General features: G+C 67.2%; 21 protein-coding genes. 15 read left to right on the forward strand and 6 right to left on the reverse strand.

Annotation, left to right across the window (positions count from 1 at the left end; translation table 11 throughout):
- Nucleotides 1–23 precede the first annotated feature (23 nt).
- The 8 genes from Ssi02_RS25565 to Ssi02_RS25600 all read left to right on the forward strand — a co-directional run bounded on the left by Ssi02_RS25565 (nt 24) and on the right by Ssi02_RS25600 (nt 7,416).
- Nucleotides 24–275, forward strand: a complete 252-nt coding sequence (locus Ssi02_RS25565) for a lasso peptide biosynthesis PqqD family chaperone (protein ID WP_204030063.1) — start codon at nt 24–26, stop codon at nt 273–275.
- Entirely contained in the window at nt 272–742 is a 471-nt protein-coding gene (locus Ssi02_RS25570; protein WP_239129663.1) for a lasso peptide biosynthesis B2 protein, read from the forward strand. The genes Ssi02_RS25565 and Ssi02_RS25570 overlap by 4 nt, the downstream gene beginning before the upstream one ends.
- 2 nt (nt 743–744) lie before the next feature.
- Nucleotides 745–1,848, forward strand: coding sequence for a methyltransferase (locus Ssi02_RS25575; RefSeq protein ID WP_239129699.1), 1,104 nt, complete (start codon nt 745–747; stop codon nt 1,846–1,848).
- A gap of 75 nt (nt 1,849–1,923) precedes the next feature.
- Entirely contained in the window at nt 1,924–2,832 is a 909-nt protein-coding gene (locus Ssi02_RS25580; RefSeq protein ID WP_204030067.1) for a sensor histidine kinase, read from the forward strand.
- Nucleotides 2,832–3,509 (forward strand): response regulator transcription factor, encoded by a 678-nt coding sequence (locus Ssi02_RS25585; RefSeq protein WP_204030069.1) that lies wholly within the window; start codon nt 2,832–2,834, stop codon nt 3,507–3,509. Before Ssi02_RS25580 ends, Ssi02_RS25585 begins: the two co-directional genes overlap by 1 nt.
- A 93-nt stretch (nt 3,510–3,602) precedes the next feature.
- Entirely contained in the window at nt 3,603–4,634 is a 1,032-nt protein-coding gene (locus tag Ssi02_RS25590) for an ABC transporter substrate-binding protein (RefSeq protein ID WP_204030071.1), read from the forward strand.
- Between the two features lie 32 nt (nt 4,635–4,666).
- Complete coding sequence (locus Ssi02_RS25595) at nt 4,667–6,319, forward strand: ABC transporter permease (protein WP_204030073.1); 1,653 nt, start codon at nt 4,667–4,669, stop codon at nt 6,317–6,319.
- Complete coding sequence (locus Ssi02_RS25600) at nt 6,316–7,416, forward strand: ABC transporter ATP-binding protein (RefSeq protein ID WP_204030075.1); 1,101 nt, start codon at nt 6,316–6,318, stop codon at nt 7,414–7,416. The genes Ssi02_RS25595 and Ssi02_RS25600 overlap by 4 nt, the downstream gene beginning before the upstream one ends.
- Before the next feature lie 85 nt (nt 7,417–7,501).
- On the opposite strand, the gene Ssi02_RS25605 is transcribed toward Ssi02_RS25600, so the two are convergent.
- The 4 genes from Ssi02_RS25605 to Ssi02_RS25620 form a co-directional block, all read right to left on the reverse strand.
- Nucleotides 7,502–8,185: an LmbU family transcriptional regulator gene (locus tag Ssi02_RS25605; RefSeq protein ID WP_239129666.1), complete on the reverse strand. Its 684-nt coding sequence runs from the start codon at nt 8,183–8,185 to the stop codon at nt 7,502–7,504.
- Nucleotides 8,186–8,999: 814 nt separating this feature from the next.
- Nucleotides 9,000–10,193, reverse strand: a complete 1,194-nt coding sequence (locus Ssi02_RS25610) for a DUF6545 domain-containing protein (RefSeq protein WP_204030077.1) — start codon at nt 10,191–10,193, stop codon at nt 9,000–9,002.
- Nucleotides 10,186–10,587: a hypothetical protein gene (locus Ssi02_RS25615; RefSeq protein WP_204030079.1), complete on the reverse strand. Its 402-nt coding sequence runs from the start codon at nt 10,585–10,587 to the stop codon at nt 10,186–10,188. The genes Ssi02_RS25610 and Ssi02_RS25615 overlap by 8 nt, the downstream gene beginning before the upstream one ends.
- A gap of 119 nt (nt 10,588–10,706) precedes the next feature.
- Nucleotides 10,707–11,156, reverse strand: coding sequence for a hypothetical protein (locus Ssi02_RS25620; protein WP_204030081.1), 450 nt, complete (start codon nt 11,154–11,156; stop codon nt 10,707–10,709).
- Nucleotides 11,157–11,389: 233 nt separating this feature from the next.
- On the opposite strand from Ssi02_RS25620, the gene Ssi02_RS25625 reads away from it, so the two are divergent.
- On the forward strand, nt 11,390–12,238 hold the full coding sequence (locus Ssi02_RS25625; protein WP_204030083.1) for a PIG-L deacetylase family protein: 849 nt from the start codon (nt 11,390–11,392) through the stop codon (nt 12,236–12,238).
- A 54-nt stretch (nt 12,239–12,292) separates the two neighbouring features.
- A complete protein-coding gene (locus Ssi02_RS25630) occupies nt 12,293–13,498 on the forward strand; it encodes an amidohydrolase family protein (protein WP_204030085.1) in 1,206 nt (401 codons plus the stop codon).
- Nucleotides 13,499–13,723: 225 nt separating this feature from the next.
- Here Ssi02_RS25630 and Ssi02_RS25635 read toward each other — a convergent pair whose 3' ends face one another.
- Nucleotides 13,724–14,701: a GlxA family transcriptional regulator gene (locus Ssi02_RS25635; protein WP_239129669.1), complete on the reverse strand. Its 978-nt coding sequence runs from the start codon at nt 14,699–14,701 to the stop codon at nt 13,724–13,726.
- Between the two features lie 98 nt (nt 14,702–14,799).
- Between Ssi02_RS25635 and Ssi02_RS25640 the strand changes: the two genes are divergently transcribed.
- The 4 genes from Ssi02_RS25640 to Ssi02_RS25655 all read left to right on the forward strand — a co-directional run bounded on the left by Ssi02_RS25640 (nt 14,800) and on the right by Ssi02_RS25655 (nt 18,183).
- On the forward strand, nt 14,800–15,480 hold the full coding sequence (locus tag Ssi02_RS25640; RefSeq protein WP_204030087.1) for a DJ-1/PfpI family protein: 681 nt from the start codon (nt 14,800–14,802) through the stop codon (nt 15,478–15,480).
- Nucleotides 15,481–15,920: 440 nt separating this feature from the next.
- Nucleotides 15,921–16,589, forward strand: coding sequence for a TetR/AcrR family transcriptional regulator (locus Ssi02_RS25645; RefSeq protein WP_204030089.1), 669 nt, complete (start codon nt 15,921–15,923; stop codon nt 16,587–16,589).
- Between the two features lie 249 nt (nt 16,590–16,838).
- Nucleotides 16,839–17,684 carry an NAD(P)H-binding protein gene (locus Ssi02_RS25650; protein WP_204030091.1) on the forward strand — a complete coding sequence of 282 codons (846 nt, stop codon included), beginning with the start codon at nt 16,839–16,841 and terminating at the stop codon, nt 17,682–17,684.
- A 43-nt stretch (nt 17,685–17,727) separates the two neighbouring features.
- Complete coding sequence (locus Ssi02_RS25655; protein ID WP_204030093.1) at nt 17,728–18,183, forward strand: hypothetical protein; 456 nt, start codon at nt 17,728–17,730, stop codon at nt 18,181–18,183.
- Here Ssi02_RS25655 and Ssi02_RS25660 read toward each other — a convergent pair.
- Nucleotides 18,132–18,416, reverse strand: coding sequence for a helical backbone metal receptor (locus Ssi02_RS25660; protein ID WP_204030094.1), 285 nt, complete (start codon nt 18,414–18,416; stop codon nt 18,132–18,134). The genes Ssi02_RS25655 and Ssi02_RS25660 overlap by 52 nt on opposite strands.
- 196 nt (nt 18,417–18,612) lie before the next feature.
- Between Ssi02_RS25660 and Ssi02_RS25665 the strand changes: the two genes are divergently transcribed.
- Nucleotides 18,613–22,182, forward strand: a complete 3,570-nt coding sequence (locus Ssi02_RS25665; protein ID WP_204030095.1) for a carboxypeptidase regulatory-like domain-containing protein — start codon at nt 18,613–18,615, stop codon at nt 22,180–22,182.
- Nucleotides 22,183–22,203 lie beyond the last annotated feature (21 nt).

Below are 22,203 nucleotides of genomic sequence, written 5' to 3' on the forward strand. Positions count from 1 at the left end.
CGACGTCAACGAAAGGGTCGTCCGTGAAACTTGCACAGAACATCTCCTTCGTGGAAACCGAATACGGAGGAGTCCTGCTCGACGGGCGGCGCGGAAAGTATTGGCAGCTCAACGAGACGGCTGCCATCGTCGTGAAATCGGTCGTCCAGGGGGAGGACCTGGACGGCGCCACGCGGCGGCTCACCGAGGAGTTCGAAGTGGAGGCGGCCCTCGCCCGTGAGGACGTCGAGGACATCGTCGGCGACCTGAGCGACAAGGGGCTGCTGACGCGATGAGCGTCCACATGTCCCTGGAAGGCAACGACAGGTTTGTCGGCGGGCGCCGGAAAGTGCGGTGGCCGTGGCTCGCGAGGGTGGTCGTGCTGATCGTCGCGCGCGTTCTCGCCCTGCTTCCGCCGCGGCACATGGCCGCCGTGCTCACTTTCATAAGCCGGGGGGCGAAGCCGGCGACGCTCGCCCAGACCCGCCTTATGCGCGACACCGTGTGCGCGGTGAGCCCGCGGGCCGCCGGAATCTACGGATGTCTCATGCGCTCGATCGGCACCGCGCTGATGTGCAGGATTTTCGGCGTCTGGCCGACCTGGTGCGTCGGCGTGCGCACGGAACCCCCGTTCGAGGCGCACGCCTGGGTGGAGGCCGAGGGCCAATTGGTGAATGAGCCGGGCACGAGGGACTGTTACCGCCGCCTGATCACGGTCCGGCCGTACGGCGAAAGCCTCGTGAGCGAAGGGACGACGCGGTGAGCATGCGTGAGGACGTCGTGAACGACGAATTCACGGGGGCGCAGGAGGCTCCGGTGTTCCCCCATCTCAACGACCTGATAGACCCCATCGGCGGCTGCGCCCTTCAGGCCGCCGCGACGTTGCGCCTCGCCGATCTGATCGCCGCGGGCGTCGACCGGGTGGAACCTCTCGCCGTCGCCGCGGGGGCCGACGAGGATGCGCTGCGGCGCCTCATGCGCTATCTGTGCCTGCGCGGTGTCTTCTCGGTGTCCGCCACGGGCACCTTCGGCCTCAACGACTTTTCCACGCTGCTAATGGAGGGCGACCCCTCCCAATTGCGTGTCTCACTCGACACCGACGGTTTCGCCGGGCGTTTCGATCGTGTGGTGGCCGAGATGGCGAACGTCGTGCGCACGGGGCAGCCCGCCTACGCCAAGGTGTTCGGACGCTCCGTCTACGACGACCTGACCGCCGTGCCCCCGGCGGGAAACACCTTCACCCGGCTCCGCGCCAAGCATTCGGCGGAGTTCGCGCCTCTGGTGGCGGAGGCCTGCAACTGGTCCGGGGTGCGGCACGTCAACGACGTGGGTGGCGGCACCGGCGCGCTTCTCGCCGCGGTGGTGAGCCGGCATTCCCATCTCACGGGCACGGTTATCGATCTGCCGGAACACGAGCCCGAGGCACTCGAACTGCTCCGCTCGGCCGGGGTCGCCGGCCGTTGCACCTTCGACGGCAGGGATTTCTTCGCCCCGCTGCCCGCCGCCGATGTTCATCTGCTGTCCAACGTCCTGTTCAACTGGAACGACGACGACGCCGTACGCATCATGAAACGCTGCGCCGAGGCCGGTCCTGCGCACTCTTCACAACCTTCGGTTCCTTCTGCGGAGGGGCGTGTTCTCGTGTTGGAGCGCCTGCTTTTCGAGGTGTCCGACGGCTACGACGAGGACGCCGTCATGTCCGCGGCCCTGGATTTGCGCCTGATGGCGATCAGCGGCGGCCGGCAGCGCACATTAGCCGATTTCGAACGCCTGGGGCGGCGCAGCGGCATGTCTCTGGCTTCGATGAAAGACCTCGACCGGGGTTTGGTGCTCCTCGAATTCCGCCCTATTCCACGCGTTAATGAATAAGTAGCGGAAAAACCCCCCAGGGTCGGCCCGGTATAGGCCTTGGGGAACGCGTTCCGCTGTGTCACACTTCCGGAAGTGGCCGAGTCCCGATCGTGGGCGACACGCGTGCTGGGCCTGCCGGACGCGGTGCTCTACTTCCTGTTAGGCGTGGGGGGTGCGGTCGTGCTCGCCCTCGCCCTCTTAGACCTGATCGGGAGCGCCGTCGCCGTTTCGGGCGTCCTGCTGGGTTCACTCCTCGCCGTGCTGGGGGGACGCCGGGCCAGCGCCGATGAGCGGGCCGAGAGCAACCGGCTCGCCACTCTGGTGGAGCGGCGGGCCGAACAGGTCACCGCCCTCAGCCACGAGCTGCGCACCCCGCTCAGCATGATCAAAGGCGCCTCCGACCTGCTGCTCGAAGGTGGCCCCGGCCCGCTGACCAGCACACAGACCACCTTTCTCCGCACGATCGACTTTCAGTGCGCGCAGGTGATCCATCTGTGCGAAAGCCTGCTTGTCCAGGCCAAGATTGAATCCGGTCTGTTTACACCCGCCGTTGAAACGGTGGACATGTCGGCCCTGACGCGTGATGTGGTGGTCGCCATGCGGCCCCTGTGCGCGACGCGCGACCAGCGCATCACCCTGGACACCCCGCAGGTGAGCCCCGAAGTGCAGGCCGACCCCCGCTTGATGGTGCAGGCCGTGACCAACCTGCTGTCCAACGCGGGACGTTTCACCAGCGTGGGCGGGCGCATCGCGGTGCGTGTGGCCGTCATCGACACCGGCATCGCGATCTACGTCACCGACGACGGCGCCGGCATGACCAGAGAACGGCGCCGTGAGCTGTTCCGCCCGTTCGTCAGCCGCGGCCCGCTGGGCGACGGCACCGGCCTCGGGCTGGTCATCACCAAGACCATCGTCGAGCTGCACGGCGGCGCGATCCTGGTGGACACCGCCGCCATGCACGGCACCACCATTCTGCTGACGTTGCCGTTTGAGGGGCCATGATGAGTGTCGCGCTAATCGTTGACGACGAACCTCAAATGACGCTCATCGTGGCGTTCGCCTTGGAGACACAGGGCTTCACCGTATTCCAGGCACACGATGGGGCGACCGCCCTCAACATCCTGCGCACCCGGCATGTCGACCTTGTTGTGCTCGATGTGCTGATGCCGACCATGAACGGGCTGGACCTCTGCCGCATCATCAGGAGCCGGTCAGAAGTGCCCATCATGCTGCTCACCGCTCTCGCCCAGCCCGATGAGGTGATCGCCGGGCTCGAACACGGCGCGGACGACTATGTGGTCAAACCCTTCCATCCTCGCGAGGTCGCCCTGCGCGCCCAGGCGCTGGTACGGCGACGCCAGAGTGGCACTGTGATAACGGCGGGCAAGCTCGTCCTCGACCTGTCCGACCACGTGGCCACGCTCGACGGGCGCCGCCTGGACCTGCCGTTCACCGAGTTCAAGTTGCTCGCGCACCTCGCCGCCCACCAGGGGGTGCCGCAGTCGGGGCAACAACTGCTGCGGGCAGTGTGGGGGACGGCCGACCTGCAAGGTGGACGGGACGTCGTGAAATCGGCGGTATATCGCCTGCGATCCCGGCTTAGTGAGATCGACGGCACCACCACCTATATCCGCACTCTGCGGGGTGTCGGTTATCTGATGCCAGTTCAAGGTGATTAGCCCGTTACCTAGTCTCACCGTACGTTCATTCAACAAGGTCATCGGCCGCCCTACGGTTATGCCATGGGTTTACCGACATCAGGAGCCCTGAGAATGGTCTCAAGGGCCAAGCGGGGGGCTTTAATCCTGACCGTGATGCTGTTGGCCGGCGCCTGCGACGCCAAGGCCGGCGACACAGCAGGCGTCACGATCGCCTGCGGCGGTCAAGAGCAGTGGTGCAGCGTGATGACGAGTCACTTCACCAAGGCCACCGGAATCCCGGCCGACTTCGTGCGGCTTTCCAGCGGCGAGGCGCTGGCCAGGATCAAGGCGGGCAGAAACAAACCGGAGTTCGATGTCTGGCACGGCGGGCCCGCCGATGCCTACGTGGCCGCCGCGGCACAGAAGCTGCTGGCGCCTTACCGTTCCCCGAACGCCGCCGAGATCAAGCCGGAATGGAAAGACCCCGCGGGGGCGTGGACGGGGGTCTACGTCGGGGTTCTCGCCTTCTGCAACAACACCGAAGTGCTGGCCGGCAAACGGATGACGCCGATCCGCTCGTGGCGCGAGTTGACCGATCCGCGGCTGCGGAGCAACGTCGCGATCGCCCATCCCACCACCTCGGGCACCGGCTACACCGCGCTGTGGTCGCACGTCGAACTCAACGGGGGCGCCAAGGACGCGGCGCTCGGCTATATGCGCAGACTCCATCCGAACGTCTTGCAATACAACAAGACCGGAAGCTCCGCCGCCCAGCAGGCGGCCACGGGCGAGGTCGCGGTGGGGATCGTGTTCGCCCACGACTGCGTCGCCGTACACGAAGAGGGATATACCAACCTGCACGTCTCCTATCCGGAGGAGGGGACAGGTTATGAAGTCGGCGGGGTTGCGGTTGTCGCGGGGGCCCGCAACTCCACCGGCGCCAGGAAGTATGTCGACTGGGCACTCACCGCCGAAGCCCAGGAACTCGGTCCCACGGCAAGGGTCTATTCACTTCCCACGAATCCTCGTGCCAGGATCGGAAACAAATTACGGGACATGTCAAAGGTGAAGCGCGTCGACTATGACATCGCCGAGGCCGGAGCCGAAAAGATAGCCCTGTCGAGGCGGTTCGACATCGAGATCGCCAGGGCCCCTAAACAATGACCGCTCCTCCACGCCGGCGCGGGGACCTGGGCGTGCGTGCGGCGCTTTTAGCCGTCGTCGCCCTGGTCGCCGTCGGATGCGTCTACCCGCTGATCAACGTGCTCGCCGAGGCACTCTCGCCGAGCGCGTTGCCGAGATATGCAGAGTTCGTCACCTCGCCGGTGGATCTCGCCATACTGCGCAACACCATCGTGCTGGGCCTGCTCGTCGGCACCTGTGGCACCGCGATCGGCCTGCTGTTTGCCTTCGTCCAGACCCGGCTGGCCGTGCCCGGCAAGCGAGTTCTGCACCTGATCGCGCTGCTTCCGATGATCAGTCCGCCCTTCGCGGTGGCCACCGCCACCGTCGCGCTGTACGGCAGGCGCGGGCTGGTCACCTACGGGATCTTCGGCACCGAATACGACATCTACGGGCTCGACGGCCTGGTCATGGTGTTGTCGTTGTCCTTCTTCCCCGTCTCCTATCTCGGGCTGCTCGGCATGATGCGCGCACTCGACCCGGCGATGGAGGAAGCGGCGATGAACCTCGGCGCCGGACGCCGGCGCATATTCCGCACGTTGATCCTGCCGCTGCTCGCACCCGGCGTTGTCGCCCCATTCCTGCTGTTGTTCATCGAAGCCATCGCCGACCTGGCCAATCCCCTCGTCGTCGGCGGCGACTACACTGTGCTGGCAAGTCGCGCCTATCTCGCGGTCACCGGCGAATACGACACCACCTCGGCGGCCATCTACAGCCTCATCCTCCTGATCCCCTCCATCGGGCTCTACCTGGTGCAACGGCGTTGGCTCGCCCGAAAGACCAGGATCACGATCACCGGCAAACCATCCGGCAGCGTGCACCTGATCAGGGGATGGGGCCGCTGGCCGGTCTTCACCCTGGCGGTCCTGATCGCGCTCGTCATCGTGAGTTTGTACGGCACAGTCCTCGCCGGGGCGTTCATCCGGGCGTTCAACGTGGACTTCAGCCTCACTCTCAACCACATGCGCGTGGCCCTCCTCGGCGCGGAGGGGCGCGAGGCCGTCGCGGACACGACCCTGCTCGCGGCCATCGCCACCCCCATCGCCGGGCTGGCCGGGCTGACCGTCGCCTGGCTGGTCGTCAGACACCTAGGCAGGGCGGCGGGCTGGCTCGACTTCGCCGCGACCCTCGGCGTCGCGGTGCCCGGCACGGTGCTCGGCATCGGCTACGTGCTCGCCTACCGCGACGACATCGAGGTGGCGGGTGTGACGGTGCTGCCAGGACTGGTCGGCGGCGGCGCGCTCGCGGGGGGCTCGCTCGCGATCATCTTGGCCTATGTCGTGCGCAGCCTGCCCGCCGGGTTGCGCACCGCCACCGGAGCGCTGGCCCAGATCCATCCGCACGTGGAGGAGGCGTCCACCGATCTCGGCGCCCGGCCGTTGCAGACCTTCCGCCGCGTCACGCTGCCGCTCATCAGACCTGCCCTGCTCACCGGCCTGAGTTACAGCTTCGCCCGATGCATGACGTCGGTCTCCACCATCGTCTTCCTCGTCACGCCGGACACGAAAATCATCACCTCGCAAATCCTCAGCGCCGCCGGCCAGGGCCACTATGGCGTCGCCTTCGCCTATTGCACTCTGCTGAGTCTGGTCGTGCTCCTCAGCCTCGGCCTCATCAGGCTTGTCGTCGGCGGCTCCATCCTCACCCGACAGGAAGGCAGGCTGTGAATCTCATCGGACTCGACCGTGAACCCCGGTCGGGCGCGCTGCGCCTCGACGGCCTCACGAAACGGTTCGCCGCACGCGGTGAAAGCGTGGTGGCCGTCGACGGCGTCAGTCTCGATATCGCACCGGGCGAGTTCATCACGCTGCTCGGCCCCTCCGGCTGCGGAAAGACCACCACCCTGCGGATCGTCGCGGGATTCGAAAGGGCCACCGCAGGCGGCGTCTATCTCGACGGCGTCCGCATCGACGCCGTCCCCCCGCAGCAGCGGTCCATGGCCATGGTCTTCCAGAGCTACGCGCTCTTCCCCCACATGACGGTCTACGAGAACATCGCCTACGGCCTGCGCCTGCGCGACCACACCAAAGCCGAGATCGCCGAGGCCGTGAAAATCGCGCTGACGAGCATGAACCTCGTCGGCAAGGAACACCGCCACCCCCACGAGCTGGCCGGTGGAGAACAGCAGCGGGTCGCCCTGGCCAGAGCCATGGTGGTGCAGCCGAAAGTGCTGCTCTTCGACGAGCCGCTCAGCAACCTCGACGCGAAACTACGCGGCGCGATGCGCGCCGAGATCCGGCGGGCGCAGCACATGCTCGGCATCACCGGCCTCTACGTCACCCACGACCAGGAGGAGGCGATGAGCATGTCCGACCGGATCGTGGTGATGCACCGCGGCAGGATCGCGCAGATCGGCACACCCGCCGAGATCTATCTGCGGCCGGCCAGCGTCTTTGTGGCCGATTTCATCGGGCGGGCCAATTTTCTCGAGGTCCCCGCCGAGCCGGACCGCGGGCACGCGATCGTCACGGCGTTCGGGAAGAAGATGGCGGTGCCGTCGCATCCGGACGTCACCGCGCATGACACTGCCCTTTTAATGATCAGGCCGGAGGTGCTCTCCGTAGCCCACGCATCGCGGGAAGGCGAAGGGGTCATACTCAACCGCACCTTTCACGGCGCGAGCGTGGACTACGAAATCGAGACGGCGGGCGGCACGGTAACGGCTGCCGTGCCGGCCCCACATCCCGCCGTCCTCCTGACCGAGGGCACCCCCGTCACCGTCACCTTCGCCCCCGACCGGGCTTACGTCCTTCCTCGTCGCTGACCGCCTCTCCCCCACAGGAGGCGCTCGGACATCGGATCGGATCTCGTTCGGGGTGAGGCGGCGGCGTAGGTCCGCGCGCACTCGTTCAGGCGTTTATCGAGGCCTGCTCCTCCACCTCCTCCTCGAGGATCTGTTCGGCCGCTTGGTCGAGTGTCGCGAGCACCCACTGGTCGAGATCGAAGCCCGACTGCTCGGCCGCCCTGTGCCATCGCTGAAGCCGATTGTCGGGAATCACGAACCGGCGTGTGGGCGCGACCTGCCTGGATTCTTCCGTGCTGTTGCTGCGGGCCAGGCGGATGGCGCTGCGTAGTTGCTTTGTGGTCCAACGCATGTCCTCGGCGCGGTCGAGCCACCTCTCCTGCTCCTCGACGGGCAAGGAGGCCAGCTCGGCGTGGTGCTGAAAACTCAGCGAGGCCCGCCTGCGGTGAAACTCGAACTGCCTGGAGACCCATGCGTAGTTCCGGAGCGTCTGATATTGCAGGCCGACCGCGAGCACGCCTCGCTGATAACGGTCGGCGTAGTGCTCCTTGCCGAATACAAGCCAATCACCGAGCCACCACGCCGAGGAATTCACGATGCCGGACAGCCGGCATCCCGCCTGCTCCCAGTCGTCGAATGTCAGGTCGGCCGGGATCTGCAGGCCCACCTTCATGGTGAAGACCTGTCTGCGCACCTTGCCGCCGTCGGCCCTGTCGTGCCGCGGCACCGCTTCCGGGTTTTTACGGAACACCACCGCCTGCGAACTGTTCAGGTCGCCGGCCTGAGTCATTATCACGCCTCCACGTGAACGCACATCAAGCGGAAGAGTGGCCTTGCGGTTCGCTCCCCATGTGCGGGTGGAGCGACTGGGCCAGGCGGCTTGCGTCTCGGCGCACCGTGACATAAGCCATCGACAACACGGAGATATAGACGAGGTATCCAGAGATGGTCACATGCTTTCGTGCACTGGATATCCCGCTCGTTGAACGATTAAGAGGAAGCCGAAACTCGCGCTTCTTCCTTTGGTCTACACATTCGCGCTGGTAACCGTAAACTTAGCCGAGAGGGGGAAAATGTGTCAATCACATTGGACACCCAGTGGACAGTCCATCGGCCTGCCGGCGAGTGGTGTCCGGCGGCTTCCTGCCGCGGAGATTGACACACCGTCCCAGGTCAGCGGCACCGTGCAGCGCAGTCCGGCGACCCGGGCCCGCCGTGTGCCGCACGTCATACGCCGCACGATGCGCACGCCCCCGCCACCGGCATTGCCCCGGACATACGACGACCCCCGCACGGGGTTCTCCCTCGTGCGGGGGCCGGAAAGTTCTGCTTATGGTGCCGGGCAGGCGGTGTTAGTTCTCATGCGGCGCATCCAGCGCTTGTTCTCATCGCCGCCCTTGTTCTCGTGCGTCGCACGCGGTGCCTAATCCCGTGCCGTGCGCATGGCGCTTGCCTTCGTGCGGCGCACGCAGTTCCAATCCTCGTGCCGAGCACGCCGCACCTATTCTCCTGCGGCGCGGGCGGACCTCATTCTCGTGCCGGGCACGTGGCGCGGAGATTGAAACACGTGTGGCCCTGACCGCGCCGCTCGCCGAGCGCAGAGCTCACAGAGCACTGCCCGTCGTCGCCCGGCGCTGGAAGTCGTCGGCGAAACCCCGGGTGAAGGAGGACCGCAAGGCTCGGTGGAGCCGCAGGAACTGGCGTACCTCGCGCCGCACGGTCGGCTTGGCGGCGAGCACCTCGGGCAGCAAATGCCTGTCGAGCTTGTGGTGGAGCTTCGGCGCCCCTTCGAGGGCGTTCCTGCGGGTGACCTCCAGCCAGCAGGCCACCGCGAGATGGCGGGGTTTTCCCGCCGCCGCGGCGTGCCGTTCGGCCTGCTGCAACATTTCCGGCGACGCCCAGCCGTCGTGCAGGAAGGTGATGCTGTCCCGGATCTCGATCATTCGCTGGTGGAGGAGCTCCTCGATGTCCTTGAACGTCCACAGCTCCGACATCCGCGACTGCCGTGCGCCCATCTGGAGTTCGGGGGTCGCCTGCCGCAGCAGCAGCCACAGGCTGTGGAGGCGCTGCCTGCGATACCAGTACAGAATCGTGGTGAGCAGGGGTTCCAGCGCGGCCAGTGAACACCCGAGGGCGACCAGCATGAAGCGCGCGAAGGAGCACCAGAAACCGACGAGGACCAGATCGGGCGGGGCGTCGGTGAACCAGCGGATTCCCCGGATCACCAAATAGGGCACCTCCGCGCTGGTCCCGACGGCGAGTGCCAGCACGCTCAGCCGCAAAACGGGGCTGCGCATGGTGACGCCATATCGCCAGAAGACGGCTGCCGCCCCCACCGCCGTGATCAGCCCGTAGGAGATCCAGACAAGGGCGTAGACGACCCACCACCCGTGGGCCTGGCTGCCGAAGCGGTCCGCCGGGGGAGTGACGGTGAAAAGGGCGGTGGCGAGCACCGCCATCGTGACGGCGCACACCAAGGGGGCGCGGCGCAGCCACGCGGGGGCCGTCCCGCCGGCCTGTTGCAGGGTTATCGCGAACCACCAGACGGCGGCGAAGTCGGTGAGCGCCACGAAGACCACGGCGAGTTCGCTGGCCTTGGGAACGCCGGTGACACCGTCGATCCACTGACCGACCCACTCCTGAATGGCCACCGACCCCATGGCGAGAACGAAGAGCACGAGCCACACGGGACGCTGCCGCGGGCGCCGCAAGGCGGGGATTCTAAGGATCAGCACGGCCCACACGACCACGAGAATGAGGCCGCGCACACTCTCGACCCAGTCGGGGACGCTACGCATGGGCGCCCCGGAATAACTCGTCCGCGCGGCGCTCCACCGCGCCGACGCCACCCGACCGTTTCTGGCCGGCAATCTTCAGCACCATGGAAGAAAAAGTCTCCGCGAGTTGCTCTTCGAAAGTGCCGTAAACCCTGCTGTTCAACCGCTGCCCGTCGACGAGATAACTCACGGTCTCACCCGTCAATTGAGCCGGCCTCGTGCCGTGGCCGACGAGCATATGGCAGATCTCGTGCAGGACGATGTGGTCGCGATAATATCCGGTGGCCGACGAGCGGTAGAAGATGTGGTCTTCCCTCCCGTCGTCATACCACATTCCGAACGGCATGGCCGGCAGGTTTACCGAATGCAGCGTCAGCGGCCGGTTGCGGCTCAGCTCAAGTGTGCGGCAGAGCACACTGATATCCCACGGCTCAGGTAGAGCGGGAAGCCTGGTGAGGATTTTCCGAGAGGCTGTCCGCACGTGTCGGTTTTTGATGGCTCTCATCCTTTCCCGTGTTCGCGGACACCGCCTGCTCATAGCTCACCTGTGACGGGGTTCTGTGAACTCTCTCTTCCATGCCTTTCGCTGCCCTCTCGCTGTTCCTTGACCATGCCAAGTGCTTTCTCGATGGCGGCCAGCTCCTCCGGCCGCAGGGACGCGAATCGAAAGGCCAGGGTCTCCTCGAGTGTTGCGGCGCCGTCCGCGGGCGGAGCGGCGGGAGTGAGAATAAAGTGCGAGGGAGGCACTCCGAAGAATCTGGCCAGGATCTCCCTCGTCTTATCGGTGATGTTTGCCGCCTCACCGCTGAGGATATTGTGGATATGGCCGTGAGAGAGGGTGTCGCCGCCGTTCGCCTCGCGAATGTGCTGGGCGAGTTTGCGTACGGACGGTACTTTTCCCGGGTTGTACTTCTCTTCCAGGAGGCCCCATACTGTACTGGCGAGCCAGACTCCGGAGCTGTCGTCCGACGTGGTCGTCTTCATGCTCGGTAGCCTCCCCTTATGCGCCGCACTCGCTCATAGAAGTGTACATGCAGGTCGATGACGGGGAAATAGCCGGTAATTCCGTGACGCAGGTTCGGGCCAGGCGTACCTTATCGGAGGCCCAATTCCCGGTGCCTTATGTTAAAGCACCGTGCGTCCTCTGGAACGCTCAGAGCCCGCCTCGGCACCGTGGCGGTCCCCTCGGCTGCGCCGTACACTCCAATGAAGCCAGGATGCGCCCCTACAATGGATTCGCGATGGTGATGATGCAGGATAAAGTGCTAATGGCGGTGCATGCCCATCCCGGGCCGGAGTCCACTAACACGGGGGGAATCCTCGCCCGCTACGCCGCTCAAGGTGTGCGGACCGTGCTCGTCACCAGCACCAACGGTGAGTTCGGCAACGCGCAGGACGGGTCGAGACCCGGCGAGCCCGGGCACGACCCGGCGGCGGTGGCCCGCACGCGGGCGGCGGAGCTCCGGGCGGCGGCCGGGCATCTGGGGATCGGTCACCTTGAGCCTCTCGGCTATCACGACTCGGGCATGGCCGACTGGGACCTAGAGCCTCAGCCGAATTGGTTTGCGCAGGTCTCCCTCGACATCGTCGCCGCCAGGATCGCCGATCTCATCGACCGGCATCGGCCGCAGGTCGTGGTGACATATGCCCTCGACGCGCCCTATCGGCACCCCGACCAGGTGCACACCGCCCGTGCCGCCCACCGGGCGGTGGAGGTCAGCGGAGTCCCGGTGCGGCTTTACACCGTGGCCATGGGCACGGGCTATTGGCGTGGTCTGCGCGACGCGGTGATGGCGGCCGGACTGCCCGAGCCCTTTCCCGACCCCGAAGGGGACTCCGCGCTGGCGGGCGTCGAACAACGTGTCACCACCTCGATCGATGTGAGCGCCGTGCTGGAGCGCAAGAAAGCGGCGGTGCTGGCGCACACGAGCCAGGTGGGCGGCACCTGGATCGAAAAGCTGTATGAAAACGATGTGCCTTTGGCCCTGGGCCGGGAGGACTATATCAAGGTTCCTCGCCCCGGCGGGCCGCACGGCCTGGAGAACGATTTTTTCGCCGGATTGTGAAAGCCGAATCCTGAGCACGTAATCATTGGTTGACGACGCTGGGAGTGACGCCCTGTGAACGATCCCCGGTTGGCCATTCGCGGCACGGGCCTTTTCGACGGGAACACCGCCCACGTGGGCCCGGCGATGATTCTGGTCGAAAGCGGGCGCATCACCGACGTCGATCTGACCGGCGCCCCGCCACCGGAGGACGCGGTCGTGGCCGATCTCGGAGATGTGACGCTCCTGCCCGGCCTCATCGACGCCCACACTCACCTTGTCTTCGACCCCGACGGCAACACCGAGCACCAGATGGTGCACGACGACGATTCCGTGCTTCTCGACCGCATGCGCGGTCACGCCGCCCGCGCCTTACGGGCCGGCATCACCACCGTGCGGGACCTCGGTGACCGCGGTTATCTCGCGCTTACTCTGCGTGACGAGGTCGCGGGCGGCGGGTTCGGCCCGCACATCGTCGCCGCGGGTCCGCCCATCACGCGCACCGGCGGCCACTGCTGGTATCTCGGGGGAGAGGCCGACGGGGCCGACCAGGCCATCGCCGCCGTCGCGGCGCGCGCCGACCGGGGCGCCGACCTGGTCAAGATCATGGCGACCGGCGGCATGTCCACTGCGGGTTCCAACCCGCGCGGGACACAATACGATTTGCCGGAGTTGCAGGCGGTCACCAGAGCCGCCCGCGACCGTGGTCTCCCCGTCGTCGCCCACGCCCACGCGGCGGCGGGCATCGCCGACGCCGTCGCGGCCGGGGCCCACAGCATCGAACACTGCACGTTCATGACGCCCGCCGGGGTGGGGCTCGACCCGAAGACGGTCGACGCCATCGCCGCCGCCGGTGTCTTCGTCGGCTGCACGGTCGCACGGCCCCGGGACGACATGCCTGAGGCGGTCCTGTCGACCATCGCCCCCTATTGGGCGAACCATGCATACATGCACAGCCATGGTGTGCGGGTCGTCTGCTGCACCGATGCCGGGATCAACCCCCACAAACCCCATGACGTTCTCCCCAGAGACGTCGTGTACTTCGCCTCCCAGGTCACAGGCGCCCGCGAGGCCCTCATCTCCGTCACCTCCCTGGCCGCCGAGTCATGCGGCCTGGCCCACCGCAAGGGCCGCCTCGCCCCCGGCTACGACGCCGACATCCTGGCCATCGCCGGCGACCCCCTCCGCGACATCGCGGCCATCCTCGACGTCCGCGCGGTCTACCGCGAGGGCCGTCAGGTGGTCGGCGCCGCCGTGGGTGGGCGGCCTGTGCCGCGGTAGGTCGGCTTCGCCGTTCCGGCGTCGTCGGCGACGTTCGCGACGTTTGCGTGGTCTGCCGTGAGGGTCGCCCGGTGGTCGGCGCTGCCGTGGCCAGATGGCCCGTGCCGCGCTAGGCCCCTCCGCCGTGCCGGTGTCCCGTCGCCGGTACGGCAAGCGCAGGTCACCGTGGTACTCCGGGGACGCCAAGCGTAGCCGGGGCGTTCTGAGCGATGACGTCACCCGGGGTCACGCGTCCTCGGTGGCCTTCTCCCGCCATGTCGCCCGATAGCGGGAGGGGGCGACGCCGTACCGGCGTGTGAACGCCTGGCGGAGGGACTCCGCCGAGCCGAATCCGCAGCGGGTGGCCACCCGTTCCAGGGGGAGCCGGGTGGCGGTGATGAGGTGTAGTGCCGCTTCTATGCGGACACCCCGGACGAAGCGGCCGGGTGTCTGCCCGGCATGCATGGTGAACAGCCGGGTCAGATGGCGCTCGCTCACCCCGGCCCGGTCGGCGAGTGCGGCGGTGCTCAAATCGCCGTCCAATCGCTCATGCACGTGGTCGACGACCCTCCGTACGAGCTCGTCGTCGGCCGGTGGAGCGGTGACGAACATGCTGATCTGCGATTGATTGCCGGGACGCTGGAGATAGGTGACCAATGCCCGCGCCACCCCACGGGCCAGGCGTGCGCCGTGATCCTCCTGGATGAGGGCGAGTGTCAGGTCCAGTGCGCTGGTCACACCCGCTGAGGTGTAGACGTTTCCATCGCGGATGTGGATCGGATCGGCGTCGACCTTTACCAGGGGGTGGCGTGCGGCCAGTGCCTCGGCATCGAGCCAGTGTGTCGTCGCGCGCCTGCCGTCCAGTAGGCCGGCAGCGGCGAGCACGCGTGCGCCGGTGCACACCGACGCCACGCGGCGGCTCACCCGCGCCAGCCGGCGCACATGGCCGACGAGAACCGCATCCGCCGCCGCGTCCGGCGAACCAAGCCCGCCGACGACGATCAGAGTGTCCAGCGGGCCACGCACGCGTTCCACGGCATGGTGGACCTTCAGCTCCAAGCCCGACAGGCATGTGATGTCGCGGGCGCCCTGGGTGGCCAACTCGACCACGTATGACGGCGACGCCCCCATCCTTACCGCACCGTTGAGAGCCGTGGTGACACAGGCGATGTCCAAGAGTTCCGCCTGCTCATATCCCACGACAACCATCCGGCGTGGCTTCACCGTGTGATCCTAGGTCTGAGCGACAACAATCCCAAGATTTCCGACGCTTCCGTCCGGCTACCTTGGCTTTCGCCGTACTCGCTCAGCAGAGTGAGGACATGACCAAGACCATCGCCTATGTCCTCTACCCTGGCCTGACCGCGCTCGATCTGGTGGGCCCGCTCACCGTGACCGCGACGCTCGGTCCCGAGTTTCAGAGCGTCACCGTGGCCCACGACCTGTCCACCGTCGACAGCGACACCGCGTTGCGTGTGGCCGCCACCACGACGTTCGGCGAGCTCACGAACCCCTACGCCGTCGTCGTCCCGGGCGGCACCTCGGGCACGCTCGCCGCCTGCGCCGATGAGACGCTGCTTGACTGGATTCGTACGGCTTCCGCCGGAGCAGAGGTGACCGCGTCGGTCTGCACGGGATCGCTCATTCTCGGTGCGGCAGGTCTGCTGGAGGGGCGCCGCGCCACCACCCATTGGGGGTTTCGCGAGTTGCTGGCCCGTTTCGGGGCTACTCCCGTCGTCGAACGGTGGGTCGAGGACGGGTCGATCGTCACTGCCGCCGGAGTGTCGGCGGGCATCGACATGGCGCTTCACCTGGTTCACCGGTTTGCGGGGGAGGACGCGGCCCGGCTGGCGCAACTGGTGATCGAATACGATCCTGAACCACCTTTCGGGGGAATCGACTGGTCCTCTGTGGATTATGCGGCCTTCGCGCCGCTCACCCAGGCGGTTCTGGCCGAGAGCCTCGCGGACCATCCCGAACTGCTCGCCCGGCTGACACGCTAGCCCGCCGCCCGGACAAACGGGCGCCTCCTGGGTTGAAGATCACGCTGCCACCTGGTGACGCCGGCGCGGCTTGATGCGATATTCCGCCGCGTGCTTTCTTGGGCTGCCGCATGCGGGCATCGCGTCACTCACCTACACCGAGTCGTTCGCCGTCGTCCGCGACTTCAACCTCTAGCGCGCGAACGGCCGCTGGTCCGGGCCGTCGGCGCCGCGTCATGTGCGCTCTGCCGTACGAGCGCTTCGGCGAGATATGTTCGCCGCCAGGTCGCAGGTCGCAGGAAGGATTCATTTCAGCGCGGGGGGCGCACGGACCGGAAGAAGGCACATCTTGCCTGCTAGGGTCAACGCCGACCTGCACCACCGTCGCCGCGCACCCAAGGTAGATCCCTGAAATGCCCCACCAGCCCCGCCCGGCCGATGTGCCTGCACCGCCTTGGACGGTGACGCGCAGATCCGGGACGTCCGCCGCCCGCGCCCCGCTCACCTTGGACCGGATCGTGGACGCGGCGATGGCGATCATCGACATGGAGGGCTCGGCGGCGGTCACGATGCGCCGCGTGGCGGGTGACCTTGGGGTGGTCGCCTCAAGCTTGTATGTCCACGTGCGCAATCGGGAGGATCTCCTGTCCCTCGCGTTGGAGCGGGTGGTCGAGGAGATCGGGCTTCCTGAGATCACCGGCGATTGGGCCGAGGATCTCAAACGGCATTTCACCAGGATGCAGCGGGTGCTGTCCGCGCACGGGGACATCGCCGCCTACAACTTCGCGGCGTTTCCACCGGCCCCGACAGCGGTGGCCACCACGGAACGGCTGCTGTCGATATTGCTGGACGCCGGTGTTCCGGCGCGGATCGCGGCGTGGTCGCTGCATCGGCTCGTGCTCTACACGACGGCTGACGTCTACGAGGGGTGGCGCCTGTCCTCCTTGGGGGCCGACGACTGGATCGAGCCGGTGCGTGACTACTTCCGTTCGCTTCCCCGGGATCGTTTTCCCGCTATCACCGGCAATGTCGAGGTTCTTCTCGACGCTGAGAGTGATGACCGCTTCGAGCTTGGCTTGTCCATGCTGATCGCGGGGATCGCGGTTTACATCGAGGACATCGAGGGCTGAGGCCCGGGCAACCGCCGATCGTGGTTTACAAAGCCGAGCGCTGAGGCCGGGGCAACCGCTGATCGCGGTGATCGCGAATTACGTTAGGAACTGAGGCAGCCGCATGCCCAAAACGCGGTCCGTGAGTCCCGTTCGCCTTGACGTGAACACTGTTCGGCGATAGAACAACGTTCGCTGAATGAACGATGTACGCCTCGCGAGTGACTCCGGACGGCCGGGGCCACCGCGACCGAACGAGAGGCGAAACCCATGGCCATCCTGGTGACCGGCGCGACCGGCAACGTCGGCCGCAACGTCGTCGACCTCCTCGGCAAGACCGGCGCGGAGATCCGCGCCACCTCACGCACCCCCGAGCGGGCGAACCTACCCGCCGGCGTCGCCGTACACGGCGGTGACCTGGCCCACCCGGAGACGTTCGCCGACGCCCTGAAGGGGGTCGATAAGGTGTTCCTCTTCCCCGAACCCTCCGGCGTGGCGGGATTCATCGAGGTCGCGAAGAACGCCGGCGTCGAGCGAGTGGTGTTGTTGTCCTCCCTGGCGGCGAGCATGCCCGACCCTCAGTCCAACCCGATCGCCATGATGCACCTGGTCGTCGAGCAGGCGTTGGAGCACTCCGGTCTTGACTGGACCTTCGTGCGCCCCGGGGCGTTCGCGGCGAACACCCTCCAATGGGCGCCGTCCATCCGGGCCGGCGAGCCTGTGCGCATCCCCTACGCCGACAGCGCGGGGTCGCCGATCCATGAGCGTGACATCGCGGAGGTCGCCGTGCGCGCGCTGCTGGACGAGGGGCACGCCAGCGCGAAATACGAGATCACCGGCCCTGAGGCGATCAGCCAGCGACGGCAGGCCGAGCTGATCGGCGCCGCGATCGGCCGCGCGGTGCAGGTCGACAGCCTCACCGGGGACAAGGCGCGTGCGCTGGTGGTGGAGCAGTTCGGCGGCTATGGCCCGCCGGAGCTCGTCGACACTCTGTTCGCCTTGATGCAGGACCCCGCTCCCGCCGTGGTGACCGACACGGTGCAGCGCGTCACCGGTCACCCCGCCCACTCCTACGCCGACTGGGTAAACGACCACAAGGCCACCTTCGGCGGCTGACCCATCCCCGTGTCACGTGTACGGCAAAGCCGGCGATGAACTAATGCCGTCGGACATCCGCCGGCACCGGACCTTCGCGGAGAAGGTCGAGGAGCACTTCGGCTTTCTCCGCGCCGAGTTCGGATTCCTCGGCCCGGAGGAGGACGCCGGTGCGTTTCTCTTCGACCGGCCGGACTTCAGGGTGGAGCTGCTGCGCGACCCCCGCACAGATGACGTGTTCCTGCTTTTGTGGAGGATCGGCGCCAAACACGAACTGCCTGCGGAAGAAGGTCCGGTGAAGCGCCCTTGGGTCCGTGAGGATCTCGCGGACGCCGCCGCACGTTTCCTCCCCGGCACCCCCATCCGCTACAGCGTGACCGGTAGAACCCGGCATTGCCTGGACAGGTCCCTGACCGGGCAGGCGGAGGTGCTGGTCCAGGTGCTCCAAGTGCTCGGGGTGAGAGCCCCTCAGACGGATGGAGACTCCCGGGCGAAGACCGAGAGAGGAAGGCCCGGGTAGACGTCGGGGGCCAGGGGACCGGCTTCGCGCCAGCCGAGGGTGCGGTAGAGGTGGGCCGCGGGGGTTTGCGGGCTGGTGATGAGCCAGGCCGAGCCGCGCAACGTTCCAACGACGTCTTCGCCCGATCCGGCCCAGTTGGCCTCGGCTTGGGAGAGCGACGCGGCGTATGCCGGTGTTTCCCGGTCGAGGTGCGTGGAGCGTTCCATGGACGGTGTGCGTCGCACCCGTTTCACAATCCACTCCGTCACCCGACGACACATCCCCCGACAAATTGGAAATCCATCTGTTAGAGCGCTCCCATCACCATCTTAACTATTTTCAGCGGTCCATTATTTGATAACCGAACGCGCCCAAACCATGATTCTCCGTATGGCATGTGGACGTTATTTCCCGGCGCCTCGTCGGCGCCGCCTGACCTAAGGAGATCGCGTGCCGTACAAGTCAAGGCGGTGGCGAACCCTCCTCGTGGGCACAGCCGCCGCCCTCACCTTCGCGCCTTTATGCCTGACCGCCCCGCCGGAAAGGGCTGAAGCCGCTTCGTCCCCGACCCCCGACAAGATCGATAAAGCTCTCCTCGCCGACCTCGGCAAAGGACGTAAAACCAGTTTCCTGGTAAGCCTGAAAGGCAGCGCCGACCTCGCCGCCGCCCGGAGCGCCACCACCAAGGCCGACAAGGCCACCCGCGTCTATCAGGCCAAAAGCACGCACGCCGCCACCGCGCAGGCGAGCCTGCGCTCCCTCCTCACCGCGAGGAAGGCGGACTTCACCCCGCTCTGGGCGGTCAACGCGGCCAAGGTGACCGGTGACGCCGCGCTCGCGGCCGAGATCGCCAAGCTGCCCGAAGTGGAACGCGTCGTTCCCGACCTGGTGATCGACGTGGCCCCGCCGCAACCCGCCAAACCACAGGCGGAGGTCAACGGCGTCGGCTGGAACCTCGACCGGATCGGCGCCCCCAAGGTCTGGAGCGAGTCCGGCACCCGCGGCGAGGGCATCGTCGTGGGCAACGTCGGCAGCGGTGTGCAGTTCAGCCATCCCGCGCTCGCCGCGCAATATCGCGGCAGCAAAGCCGACGGCACCGTCGATAACAACTACAACTGGTATGACGCCACAGGCGCGTGTGCCGCCACGAACCCGTGCGACACCCAGGACTACGGCACCATGAGCACCGGCGCCGCCGTCGGCGGCGTCGCGGCCGACGAGATCGGCGTCGCGCCCAGCGCGAAGTGGATCGCCGCCCGGGGCTGTACGACCAGGTGCATGGCCAGCACGCTGCTCCTGGCCGGCCAGTGGATGCTCGCCCCGACAGACCTTTCCGGTCGAAACCCCCGCCCCGACCTCGCCCCCGACATCATCGTCAACACGTGGGGATTCCCCAGGAGCTTCATCGATCCCGGCTTCAACGGCTATCACCGCTGGTACAAGGAGATCGTCGACGCCTGGGTGGCGGCGGGCATCTTCCCCGCCCTCGACAACGGGCTTCTCTGGCTCTCCGGCCGCTGCAACGATGCATATTCCCCCGGGCAATACGTTAACGGCTACAGCGCGGGCGTCTTCGACGTCAACAACGCGATCGCCGGCTTCTCCGGCCGCGGCCCCGGTGAGAACGGCGAGGTCAAGCCCAACATCGCCGCGCCCGGCGTCGACATCCGCGTCGCCACGCGCCGCGGCGGCTACCGGCAGTGGAGTGCGAGCTGGCTCGGCGCCGCCCACGTCGCCGGCAGTGTGGCGCTCCTGTGGTCGGCCGTCCCCAGCCTCTACCGGGACATCCCCGCCACCCGCGCGCTTCTCGACCGCACCGCCCTCGACGTCGACGACACCACGTGCGGCGGCACCGCCACCAAGAACAACGTCTGGGGTGAGGGCCGCCTCGACACCCACGCCCTCGTGCGCGCCGCCCCCGCCGAGCAGATCGGCGGCCTGCGCGGCACGGTCACAGAACCCGGCGGCTCGCCGATCGCCCAGGCGACCGTCACCGTCGCCGCCCCGGGCAGCCGCACCGTCGTCACCGCGGCGGACGGCACCTTCGAGATCCCCCGCCTGACCACCGGCTCCCGCCGCGTCACCGTCAAGAAGCTGGGGTACGGCGAAGCCACCGTCACGGCCGAGGTCACAGCCGGCCAGACCGCCGTGAGCCCCATCGAACTGACCGCCGTGACGACACGCGCGGTGTCGGGCCGGGTCACCGTCGACGGCACCCCCGTGAAGGACACGACGGTATCGGTAGCCGGCCTCACGGCGAGCACCGCCACCGACGCCGAGGGACGATACCGGCTGCCGATGGCCGACGGCACGTTCGAGCTGAAGGTCACCCCGCCCCGCACCGGCTGCGCGGGCAAGACCACCGTGCCGATCACGGTGAGCGCCGACCTCGTCAAGGACATCGCTCTGCCACGCCGCATGGACGACTTCGGCTATGCCTGCGTCACCGGGGCCGAGCCGTACATCGAGGGCACCGAGCGGTATGACTTCCCGCTCAGCAGCTTCCCGGAGGCGGCCAGGCCGCCGTTCCCCTTCCCCTTCTACGACCGCACCTTCACCAGGATCTGGCCCAGCCAGCACGGCTTCATAGGCCTCGACAGCCCAAGCGGAGGATTCATCGGGCCGCCGCCGAACTCCGATTCCATCGGCTATGGGATCTATCCGTTCGGGACCAACCTCTTTCACGACGCCCAATCGGGCGTGTACACCCGCACCATCGGCACCGCCCCCAACCGCGCGTTCGTCATCGAATGGCGCAACGTGGCGATCTACGAGGACCAGAGCAAACGCGTCTCCGTGTCCACCGTGCTCGGTGAGGACGGGTCGATCAGCTTCCGCTACCGGGGTGTCTCCGACGCTCTCACCGCCGGGGGCAACGCCTCCATCGGCCTGGAGGGCGCCGCCGACAACGCCATGGGCTTCTCCTACTCCTACAGGACCCCCGTGCTCACCGAGGGGCACAGTGTGACCTTCACCAACCTCAGGCACGGGCAGGTCAGCGGCAGGGTCACCGACGCCAACGACGGCAAGCCCCTCGCCGGGGCGGCCGTGAAGATCGGCGATGTGGCGACGACGGTCACGTCGGCCGACGGCGCCTTCAGCGGGTTCGTGCCGCCAGGCGACTATCCCGTCACCGTGTCCAAGGAGCACTACGGCACGTTCACCCGTCAGGTCACCGCCGCGATCGGCGCCCGGGCGACCGCCGACTTCCCGCTGGTCACCGGCAAGGTGAGCGCCTCCGTCGACCAGATCGACCTGGTCATGCCGGCGGACACCACCAAGACCGGCACGATCACACTCACCAACCTGGGCGGCGCCACCGCCTACACCGTACGGACCGACCCCGTGCAGGGGTGGCTCAGCGTGACCCCGTCCAGTGGCGAGCTCGCCCCCGGCCAGTCCGTCACGGTCACGGTCACCGGCGGCAGCGCGGGTGTGCGACCGGGATCCTTCCGTACCGGAACGGTGACCGTGCGGTCCGTAAGCGGCGCGCGGCCCCAGATCGACGTCCCGATCACCGTCGCCGTGCCCCGGCACCAGGTCGCCGTCGACGTGGGCGGCACCGCCGACGTCACGGACGGCTCCGGTGAGCGCTGGAGCGCCGACCGGGCCTACACCCCGGGAGGCTGGGGCTATATGGGCACGAGGACCCGCACCCACACCGCGACCAGGGCGATCGGCGGCACCTCCGAGCAGACATTGTTCAAGACGGCACGTGAGTCGATGCTGGAATATCGCTTCGACCAGGTCCCGAACGGCGTCTACACCGTCGAACTCGGCTTCGCCGAGACCCGGAACACGCGTCCCGGGCAGCGCGTCTTCGACGTCATGGCCGAGGGTCAACTGGCCGTTCCGCTGCTCGACCTGGCCGGGGACGTCGGCGCCTACACCGCGACCACCCGCGTCTACACGGTCAAGGTGACCGACGGCCAGCTCAACCTCCGCTTCGTAGGGCAACGCGGAAACACGCTCGTCAACGCCATCCGCATCTCAGAGCGCCCCGACAAGACCATTCCGTAGACAAACCGGGGCCCCCGATCC

It is taken from the genome of Sinosporangium siamense (genome assembly GCF_016863435.1).
Classification (GTDB): Bacteria; Actinomycetota; Actinomycetes; order Streptosporangiales; family Streptosporangiaceae; genus Sinosporangium; species Sinosporangium siamense.

Excerpts from the sequence above, each read along its gene's own strand:
- Ssi02_RS25655 (WP_204030093.1), top strand. The coding sequence starts at position 17,728 with ATGCCGTCGGACATCCGCCGGCACCGGACCTTCGCGGAGAAGGTCGAG.
- Ssi02_RS25570 (WP_239129663.1), top strand. The coding sequence starts at position 272 with ATGAGCGTCCACATGTCCCTGGAAGGCAACGACAGGTTTGTCGGCGGG.
- Ssi02_RS25640 (WP_204030087.1), top strand. The coding sequence starts at position 14,800 with ATGACCAAGACCATCGCCTATGTCCTCTACCCTGGCCTGACCGCGCTC.
- Ssi02_RS25605 (WP_239129666.1), bottom strand. The coding sequence starts at position 8,185 with ATGACTCAGGCCGGCGACCTGAACAGTTCGCAGGCGGTGGTGTTCCGT.
- Ssi02_RS25650 (WP_204030091.1), top strand. The coding sequence starts at position 16,839 with ATGGCCATCCTGGTGACCGGCGCGACCGGCAACGTCGGCCGCAACGTC.
- Ssi02_RS25610 (WP_204030077.1), bottom strand. The coding sequence starts at position 10,193 with ATGCGTAGCGTCCCCGACTGGGTCGAGAGTGTGCGCGGCCTCATTCTC.
- Ssi02_RS25620 (WP_204030081.1), bottom strand. The coding sequence starts at position 11,156 with ATGAAGACGACCACGTCGGACGACAGCTCCGGAGTCTGGCTCGCCAGT.
- Ssi02_RS25625 (WP_204030083.1), top strand. The coding sequence starts at position 11,390 with ATGCGCCCCTACAATGGATTCGCGATGGTGATGATGCAGGATAAAGTG.
- Ssi02_RS25585 (WP_204030069.1), top strand. The coding sequence starts at position 2,832 with ATGAGTGTCGCGCTAATCGTTGACGACGAACCTCAAATGACGCTCATC.
- Ssi02_RS25575 (WP_239129699.1), top strand. The coding sequence starts at position 745 with ATGCGTGAGGACGTCGTGAACGACGAATTCACGGGGGCGCAGGAGGCT.
- Ssi02_RS25590 (WP_204030071.1), top strand. The coding sequence starts at position 3,603 with ATGGTCTCAAGGGCCAAGCGGGGGGCTTTAATCCTGACCGTGATGCTG.